This is a genomic window from Thalassospira sp. CH_XMU1420-2, from assembly GCF_037029325.1.
Lineage (GTDB): Bacteria > Pseudomonadota > Alphaproteobacteria > Rhodospirillales > Thalassospiraceae > Thalassospira > Thalassospira povalilytica.
Map to the genome: position 1 here is coordinate 295,573 of NZ_JAYMEG010000006.1, position 8,554 is coordinate 304,126.

The following is an 8,554-nucleotide window of genomic DNA, read 5'->3' on the forward strand; positions in this document are numbered from 1 at the left end:
ACAAAAACAATAATAACAAGAATAAACAAGGAAGTAGGAGGAAGCCCATGACGCGGAACCCGCGTGTGGCAAAACACACCAGCGCATTGTTTTCCGATGCGCGTCTGGCGACGATCCATTGCCTTTTGATCCCGAATCACGCCGGGGTCGTGCCGATATGCGCAAAAACGGGGGCACGGCCATGATCAATTCGGCATCCCTGCGCAATCATCTGATTACGGTGCTGGCATCAAGCATGGTGGTTGCCTGTATTCTTTGGAATCTTGAAGCACCGATCCGCTTGGGCTTTGCTGTCTTGCCACAACAATATATGGCCTTCCAGCTCGGCATGGCTTTGACCATCGCCTATCTGAAGTTCAATTTCCGCGGCGAGGAAAAGCAAACCATCGGCTGGTTCCACGGCACGGTTGCGGCGATCATATTTGCGGTTCTGATGTATGCAGCACTTGATTTTGTCTGGCTGCTGCAAGAACAGGCTTATCGTCCCTGGCAGATTACCCTGATTGGTGCAGTGGTAACGCTTGGTGTGGTCGAAGGGATCCGTCGGCGGACCGGCTGGATGCTTTTTGCCATCGTCCTTGTTTTCATGGTCTATTCGCTGTTCGCCGACAAGGTGCCCGGTCAGTTGATCGGCAAGGCACTGACCATTGAACGGATGGTCCAGTATATCGGCTTTGACCCGAATGCAGTGTTTTCCACCCCGCTTGCGGTCGGCACGATTATCGTCATGCTGTTCGTCTTTTTTGGCAAATTGCTGTTTGCTGCGGGTGGCGGGAACTTCTTTACCGATCTTGCCATGGCGGCCACCGGTCGATCACGCGGTGGCAGTGCCAAAATCTCGGTTGTTGGATCGGCATTATTCGGATCTATTTCGGGCAGCGCGGTATCGAACGTCGTCACCACCGGGGTGGTGACCATCCCGCTGATGCAGCGCGGCGGCTATACCAAACGCGATGCCGGTGCGATTGAAGCCGTGGCGTCAACCGGCGGGCAGCTTACCCCGCCAATCATGGGGGCGGCGGCCTTTTTGATGGCCGAGTTCCTTGATATTTCCTATTTCACGGTCGCGGGCGCCGCACTTATTCCGGCCATCCTTTATTATCTGAGCGTCTTCACCCAGGTCGACCTGATTGCCGGACGCGATAATATTCAGCCTGCCGATACGGACACCATGACGGTTCGCGAGGTTCTTAAAGAAGGCTGGCACTTTATCATCCCGTTTGCTGTCCTTCTGGCTGCCCTGTTCTGGTGGCGAATGGATCCCGAGGATTCCGCCCTTCTGGCGGCGGTTGCGATTGTCATTGTCGGTTTCGTGCGCGGGTATCGCGGATATCGACTGACACCCCGAATGCTGGGCCGGACCTTTGTTGAAACGGGAACCGGGATGGTTGACCTGATCCTTGTGGTGGCGGCGGCCGGGTTCGTGATCGGTATTCTCAACATCACCGGGCTTGGCTTTGCCCTGACACTGGTTCTGGTCGATGCGGTTGGATCAAACGCCTTCTTGCTGCTTGCCGTATCGGCAGTGATTTGTGTGATCCTTGGCATGGGCATGCCGACATCGGGCGTTTACGTCCTGCTGGCTGCACTGGTTGCACCATCCCTGGTCGAAGCCGGGATTGATCCGATCGCGGCACATCTGTTCATCCTGTATTTCGGGATGATGTCGATGATTACCCCGCCGGTCGCCCTTGCCGCCTTTGCCGCAGCAACAATCACCGAGGATGACCCACTGGCCACCGGGATTGCGTCCATGCGCATTGGCTGGGCGGCCTTTATCCTGCCCTTCATCTTTGTCGAAACCCCGGCAATCCTGATGCAGGGAAGCTGGATCGATATTGCCCTTAATCTTGGTCTTGCGATCATCGGGGTGATTGCCGTAACCGCCGGGATTGTCGGGTATTGGTCGCGTGGTCTTGGGCCGGTGTTGCGCATCGCCTTTACCATTCTTGGCTTTGCCGCCTTGCCGCTGGGCTTCCTGCCCGCTGCATTCAGCATTCAACTTCACATCATCGCCGCAATCGCAGCCATTTTGCTGGCTGTCGGCCTGCGGTTTCAGGGAACACACCAAAAGAACGAAGTGAAATCAGGAGGAAACTGAAAATGAACAAACTTACCAAGGCATTGTCTGCCGGGCTGATTGGCCTTGCAATCAGTGCAAGTGCCGCATCCGCCCAGGTCGTCACGGTCGCCACCGGCGCACAAGGATCACTTGCCTATAATTCCGGTCAGGCCGTTGCCAAAGTCGCCAATGATGCGGGCATCATCGCGCGGACCCAGCCGCTGGTCGGGTATTTGCCGCTGATCAATTCGGGCGAGGTTGATTTCGGTTTCTCCAACGGTGTCGAAGCGGAATATGCCTATTCCGGGACCGGCAACTATGACCGCGCCAATGGCAATATGCGTCTGGTCGGAACGATGTTCCCGCTGACCACCGGCCTGATGGCGCCTTGTGATCTCAACCTTAAATCGGTTGATGACCTTAAGGAGCGGGCATCCGAGCTTCGCATTGCCTCGGAATATACGTCATCGACCATCATCCCCTATTACATCATGGGTGGCCTTGCCAATGCCGGCCTGAAATACGAAGATTTCCAGATGGTTCCGGTTGCCAATTTTGTTGCCGGGATAAACGCCCTTGGTGACGGTCTGGTGGATATCGCACTTGTCAGTCTGAATGCCGGTGCCGGTCAGCAGGCCAGCGTGAAACTTCAGGACCGTGGCGGTCTTTGCTATATCTCGCTGGATAATTCCGTGATCGGCACGTCACTGTTCAAGGGCTTTTTGCCCGCCGGCGATATCGTTTCGATGAAACAGAACGAAAAGATCAATGGCCTTCAGAACTATGACGTCAACCTGATGCAGATCCCGTGGGTTCTGATGACCAATGCAGATGTCAGCGACGATCTGGTTTACAAATTGACCAAGGCAATCGCCGAAGGACGTGATGCGCTTAAGGCAACCTTTGGTGCCTTTGCCCGTGCCCAGCCAGAAAAGATGGCCCCGAAAAACCTGATGCCCTATCACCCGGGCGCGATCAAATATTATGAAGAAGCCGGCATTTCGGTCGGAAAATAACCGCGATCTATCATGCGTTACCGGTCTGATTTGCCGGTAACGCATTGACCATCACAGGCACAAGACAACAGGAACACATGACATGATGAAGACCATTACCGCATCGGATGGCCATTCGCTGAATTGCTGGTTTGAACCGGCCGTTGGCGAACGTCGCGGCGGGATTGTTATCCTTCAGGAAATCTTCGGCGTGACCGACCAGCTCAAAGGAGTTGCGGCCAAATATGCAGCCCTTGGCTATGAAGTTGCGATCCCGGCCCTGTTTGACCGTCAGGAACGCGATGCGGTAGTTCCGTTTGATCAGGCCCCCCGTGGCCGCGACATGATGCTGGCATCGGATCTTGAGAAAACCGTTGCCGATATCGATGCCGCGGTCAAAGCACTTGCTGCCAATGGGGGCAAAGTCGGTGTGATCGGTTTTTGCTGGGGTGGCGGACTGGCCCTGCGCGCGGCACAGGATCTTGATATTGCGGCAGGTGTTGCGTTTTACGGCACGCGTTTGCCGCAATATCTTGACCGCCCGCTCAAGGCTGCATTCCTTGGCCATTTCGGCAGCAAGGATGACCATGTTCCCGCCGAAATGCTTGATCAGGCCAAGGCCTATTTGCCGGATATGGAAATTCACATGTATGACGCCGGTCATGCCTTTGCCAATGATGCGCGCCCGTCCTATGTCGCGGATGCAGCAGATGTGGCACATGCCCGCACGGCCGAATTCCTTGCAAAACATGTCGGGTGATCCGGCCCGACCAAGTTTTGGCTTTACCACCACTTGCCTTGATCCTGCGCCCTAGCACGGCCGCCCAATGTGGCGCTGCCTGCCGGGCGCCTGACGATATTTACGAGGATACCCATGCCCCCATCGCCAGATTATCTGCCCTTCCATCCCAACCCGTCCAAACCGAAATTCACCCTGCCCGAAGGAACCTGGGATGCCCATTGCCATGTCTTCGGGCCAGAGGCAGATTTTCCGTTTGCACCGGAACGGAAATACACCCCGGTCGATGCCGGCAAGGACAAACTGTTTGAGCTGCACAAATATCTGGGCGTTGATCGATCCGTCATCGTTCAGGCGACCTGTCATGGTGCGGATAACCGCGCGCTTGTCGATGCACTTCTGGCATCAAATGGTCGCTATCGCGGCATTGCCACCGTCCGCCCGGATGTCAGCAAGGAACATCTTGATGAACTTGATGCGGCTGGCGTGCGGGGGGTGCGGTTCAATTTTGTCAAACGACTGGTTGATGATACGCCGCGCGACCATTTCCTCAAGATCGTTGAAAAGATCAAACCTTATGGCTGGCACATAGTTGTCTATTTCGAAGCCGTCGACCTGCCGGGGCTTGAGCAGTTCCTGATTGATATGCCGGTAACGGTGGTGATTGATCATCTGGGCCGCCCTGATGTGACCAAGGGCGTTGATCACCCGGACTTTAAGCGTTTCCGCAAACTGGTGCGCGAAAATGACCATATCTGGGTCAAGGTCACCTGCCCGGAACGCCTGACGGTTGCTGGCCCGCCCTATGACGATGTGGTGGCCTTTGGCAAGGCGATCGTCGAAGACATTCCCGATCGCGTGATCTGGGGCACGGACTGGCCACATCCCAACATGAAAAGCCACGTGCCAGACGATGGCAAACTGGTTGACCATATTGCACGCGTTGCCCCCAAACCCGAACAGCAACGCGCCCTTTTGATCGACAATCCGACCCGTCTTTACGATCCGAAATAACGCCGTCCGCCCGGATCAAATGCAAACACCCGACAACCGCAACACCATGTGCGCGATTGTCGGGTGTTTGTTTATGGGGCCCGTTATTCGGCCAGCTCGCGCATCACCGAAATCAGATCGGATTTGCCTTCAAACCCGATGCCGGGCAGTTCCGGCATGGTGATATAGCCCTGTTCGACCTTTACGCTATCAGGGAAACCGCCATAAGGCTGGAACAGATCGGGATAGCTTTCATTGCCACCAAGTCCCAGACCGGCTGCGATATTAAGCGACATCTGATGCCCGCCATGCGGAATGCAGCGTTTCGGCGACCAGCCGTGAACCTTAAGGACGTCGAGCGTGCGCAGATATTCAACAAGCCCGTATGAAAGCGCACAGTCAAACTGCAACCAATCCCGATCCGGGCGCATGCCGCCATGACGCAACAGGTTTCTGGCATCCTGATGGGAAAACAGGTTTTCCCCTGTTGCCATCGGGCCCGGATAAAAATCGGCAAGGGCAGCCTGAAGCTGATAATCCAGCGGATCGCCTGCTTCCTCGTACCAGAACAGCGGATATTCGCGCAGCATCTTGGCATAGGCAATTGCGGTTTCCAGATCAAAGCGACCATTGGCATCGACCGCAAGCTGGGCCTCGTTACCGATTTCTTCCAGAACAGCTTCGATCCGGCGGCGGTCTTCGTCAATCGATGCCCCGCCGATCTTCATTTTAACAACCGTATAGCCGCGATTAAGGTATCCGCGCATTTCCGCACGCAATGCCGAAAGATCCTTGCCCGGATAGTAATAACCGCCCGCGGCATAAACAAAGACCCTGGGATCGGCTTCGACCCCGTATGTTTCGGCAAGCAGACGGAAAAGCGGTTTTCCGGCGATTTTCGCCACCGCATCCCAGACCGCCATATCCATGGTCCCGACCGCAACCGATCGTTCGCCATGCCCGCCGGGCTTTTCATTTTGCATCATCGCCGCCCAGATGCGATGCGGATCAAGGTTATCGCCCGCTTCATTGATCAGGCTTTTCGGATCGGCCGACAATACGCGATCCCGGAACCGTTCACGGATCAGCCCGCCCTGCCCGTAACGCCCATTGGAATTAAAACCATATCCGACCACCCGGCGGCCATCCCGCACCTGATCGGTGACAACCGCCACCAAGCTGGCCGTCATTTTCGAAAAATCGATATAAGCATTGCGGATCGGGGATGCGATGGGTTTTGTAACTTCGACGATATCGACGATTTGCATGACCAGCTCTCTTTAATGGGCGTCGGTAAATGTGATGAATGACCACATATTAGGGCTTGTAAAGCCCATGCATCCAATGTGAACTGGGTCTATGTTTATACAGATTTGGCATAACCAGAATGGAATTGCGCTGGCTTGAAGATTTCATCGCATTGTGTGAGACGCTTAATTTTTCACGCGCAGCCGAAATCAGAAACATCACCCAACCGGCATTCAGCCGCCGTATCCGGGCACTTGAAACCTGGGTCGGAGCGCCCCTGGTTGAACGCACCACGCATTCTGTTTCCCTGACCCCGTCCGGGGAACATTTCCTGTCCCATGCACGGGCAATCTGCTTTTCCCTGACACAGGCCAAGCGAGAGGCCGCCGAACTTGCGAAAACAGCCAGTGCGTCGCTGAATATTGCAGCAACCCATGCGCTGTCCTTTACCTTCATCCCGGAATGGCTGCGCCGCCAGAATGAAGACATCGCACTGGGCCCGCTTAATCTGGTGTCAGACAGCATGCAGGCCTGTGAAAGCCGCATGCTCAAGGGTGAGACAGATTTTCTGATTGCCCATGCCCGGCCGGATGGCCCCGATGTCTCCAATACGCCCGATGGTTTGCAGCCATCGCTGTTTCAAAGCTGTGTGATCGGGCGTGACAGGCTGATGGCCGTGATCAGTCCATCACTTGCCGCAAGCGCGCACGCAACAAGGACGCCCGTGCCCTATCTGGCCTATAGCATGGAATCCGGACTTGGCCGGATCATTGCCGCCAGCGATCAAAACGGCGAAATCGCACCACAAGGCACCGCCAATTTCACATCCCATCTGGCGGCGACATTGCATTCGATGGTCAGAAACGGTGCCGGCTTCGCATGGCTTCCGGAAAGCTTGATCGCGCGTGATCTTGAAACAGGACAGCTACAGCCCTTCGAGATATCCGAGTCATTTGAGCCATCTGGCGCGGGCACGAACACGGGCACAAACCCGACCCCGTCGATCCCGCTTGAAATCCGCATTACCCGTCCGCGCCATCGCCGAAGTGCGCTTGCCGAACGGTTGTGGGCCCATGTCACCGACCATAAAGAAACCCGATCACCGCAATAAGCCGTGATCGGGTCAGGACATAAGGGAAACTGTTCTTATCGTTTCTTGGGGAGGTTAGCCTTGTTCGCGAACCGCATCGGCAATTGCCTTGCCACAGGTGACCGTATTTGCCGTACCGCCAAGATCGGCCGTCCGCAATTCGGTCGACAACAGGACCTTTTCAATCGCGCGCATGATGCCGTCATGGGCATCGGTATGGCCCAAATGATCAAGCATCATCGCACCTGACCAGATCTGGCCGATCGGGTTGGCAATGCCCTTGCCGGCGATATCCGGGGCAGAACCATGCACCGGTTCGAACAGCGACGGGAATTTGCGTTCCGGGTTGATGTTGCCCGACGGCGCAATACCGATGGTCCCGGTGCAGGCCGGACCAAGATCGGACAGGATGTCGCCAAACAGGTTCGATGCGACCACGACGTCAAAGCGATCCGGGTTCATGACGAACTGTGCGGTCAGAATATCGATGTGATATTTGTCCCAGGTCACATCCGGATAGGACTTTGCCATTTCCAGAACACGTTCATCCCAATAAGGCATGGTGATCGAAATGCCGTTGGATTTGGTCGCCGATGTCAGATGTTTGCGCGGGCGTTTTTGGGCCAGTTCGAACGCATATTTCAGGATACGGTCAACACCGACCCGCGACATGACGGTTTCCTGAATAACGATCTCGCGATCCGTGCCGGGATACATTTTCCCGCCAACCGACGAATATTCGCCTTCGGTATTTTCACGAACCACATAGAAATCAATGTCGCCCGGCTTGCGACCGGCAAGGGGTGATGGCACACCGGGCATCAGTTTTGCCGGGCGCAGGCTGACATACTGGTCAAAATCGCGCCGGAACTGGATCAGCGATCCCCACAGCGAAATATGATCGGGCACCGTATCGGGCCAACCAACCGCACCAAAGAAAATGGCATCGTGATTACCGATCTGTGCCTTCCAGTCATCGGGCATCATCTGGCCATGTTTGAGATAATAGTCGCAGGACCCGAATTCGAACGTATCAAACGCAAGATCGATCCCATAGACCTCGGCGGCTGCTTCAAGGACGCGAACACCTTCGGGCATGACTTCTGTGCCAATGCCGTCCCCGGCGATCACCGCGATCTTATGTTGTTTACCAGCCATTTCAGCCATTTCCTCCTTGTGGGACTAATTCAGATATCAATTAATCAATATTGCACGAAAATCATTCACATTCGTCAAAGTCGGCCCGGTAATCACCGCATCGCCAAGCCGCTCAAAGAAACTGTGTCCGTCATTGTTTGCAAGATATTCTTGCGTCTTGATCCCGGCACCAATTGCGCGATCAAGGGTATCTATAGAGGATTGCACTTATAATCCGTCAAACTTGCACTTATCGCGCTTTTCCGGCTCAGATTAAGTGATTTTATCGC

The 8,554-nt window shown here is 55.2% G+C and carries 7 protein-coding genes and 1 pseudogene; 5 read left to right on the forward strand and 3 right to left on the reverse strand.

Annotation, left to right across the window (positions count from 1 at the left end):
• Nucleotides 1-157 precede the first annotated feature (157 nt).
• From WA429_RS18260 to WA429_RS18275, 4 genes are all read left to right on the forward strand, one after another.
• Nucleotides 158-2,101: a TRAP transporter permease gene (locus WA429_RS18260; protein ID WP_206926950.1), complete on the forward strand. Its 1,944-nt coding sequence runs from the start codon at nucleotides 158-160 to the stop codon at nucleotides 2,099-2,101.
• A gap of 2 nt (nucleotides 2,102-2,103) precedes the next feature.
• Nucleotides 2,104-3,078: a TAXI family TRAP transporter solute-binding subunit gene (locus WA429_RS18265; RefSeq protein WP_206926949.1), complete on the forward strand. Its 975-nt coding sequence runs from the start codon at nucleotides 2,104-2,106 to the stop codon at nucleotides 3,076-3,078.
• A gap of 82 nt (nucleotides 3,079-3,160) precedes the next feature.
• Nucleotides 3,161-3,817, forward strand: a complete 657-nt coding sequence (locus WA429_RS18270) for a dienelactone hydrolase family protein (RefSeq protein ID WP_287466175.1) — start codon at nucleotides 3,161-3,163, stop codon at nucleotides 3,815-3,817.
• Between the two features lie 114 nt (nucleotides 3,818-3,931).
• A complete protein-coding gene (locus tag WA429_RS18275) occupies nucleotides 3,932-4,810 on the forward strand; it encodes an amidohydrolase family protein (RefSeq protein ID WP_287466173.1) in 879 nt (292 codons plus the stop codon).
• An 83-nt stretch (nucleotides 4,811-4,893) separates the two neighbouring features.
• On the opposite strand, the gene WA429_RS18280 is transcribed toward WA429_RS18275, so the two are convergent.
• Nucleotides 4,894-6,063 carry a mandelate racemase/muconate lactonizing enzyme family protein gene (locus WA429_RS18280; protein ID WP_287466311.1) on the reverse strand — a complete coding sequence of 390 codons (1,170 nt, stop codon included), beginning with the start codon at nucleotides 6,061-6,063 and terminating at the stop codon, nucleotides 4,894-4,896.
• A gap of 113 nt (nucleotides 6,064-6,176) precedes the next feature.
• Between WA429_RS18280 and WA429_RS18285 the strand changes: the two genes are divergently transcribed.
• Nucleotides 6,177-7,148: a LysR family transcriptional regulator gene (locus WA429_RS18285; protein ID WP_287466172.1), complete on the forward strand. Its 972-nt coding sequence runs from the start codon at nucleotides 6,177-6,179 to the stop codon at nucleotides 7,146-7,148.
• A gap of 54 nt (nucleotides 7,149-7,202) precedes the next feature.
• On the opposite strand, the gene WA429_RS18290 is transcribed toward WA429_RS18285, so the two are convergent.
• A complete protein-coding gene (locus WA429_RS18290) occupies nucleotides 7,203-8,285 on the reverse strand; it encodes a tartrate dehydrogenase (protein ID WP_206926946.1) in 1,083 nt (360 codons plus the stop codon).
• Between the two features lie 36 nt (nucleotides 8,286-8,321).
• A pseudogene (locus WA429_RS18295) lies at nucleotides 8,322-8,477 on the reverse strand (MOFRL family protein); the annotation flags it as partial.
• Between the last annotated feature and the right edge of the window lie 77 nt (nucleotides 8,478-8,554).

Coding starts and splice junctions, on each gene's coding strand:
- WA429_RS18260 (WP_206926950.1), top strand. CDS start 158: ATGCGCAAAAACGGGGGCACGGCCATGATCAATTCGGCATCCCTGCGC.
- WA429_RS18265 (WP_206926949.1), top strand. CDS start 2,104: ATGAACAAACTTACCAAGGCATTGTCTGCCGGGCTGATTGGCCTTGCA.
- WA429_RS18270 (WP_287466175.1), top strand. CDS start 3,161: ATGATGAAGACCATTACCGCATCGGATGGCCATTCGCTGAATTGCTGG.
- WA429_RS18275 (WP_287466173.1), top strand. CDS start 3,932: ATGCCCCCATCGCCAGATTATCTGCCCTTCCATCCCAACCCGTCCAAA.
- WA429_RS18285 (WP_287466172.1), top strand. CDS start 6,177: ATGGAATTGCGCTGGCTTGAAGATTTCATCGCATTGTGTGAGACGCTT.
- WA429_RS18290 (WP_206926946.1), bottom strand. CDS start 8,285: ATGGCTGGTAAACAACATAAGATCGCGGTGATCGCCGGGGACGGCATT.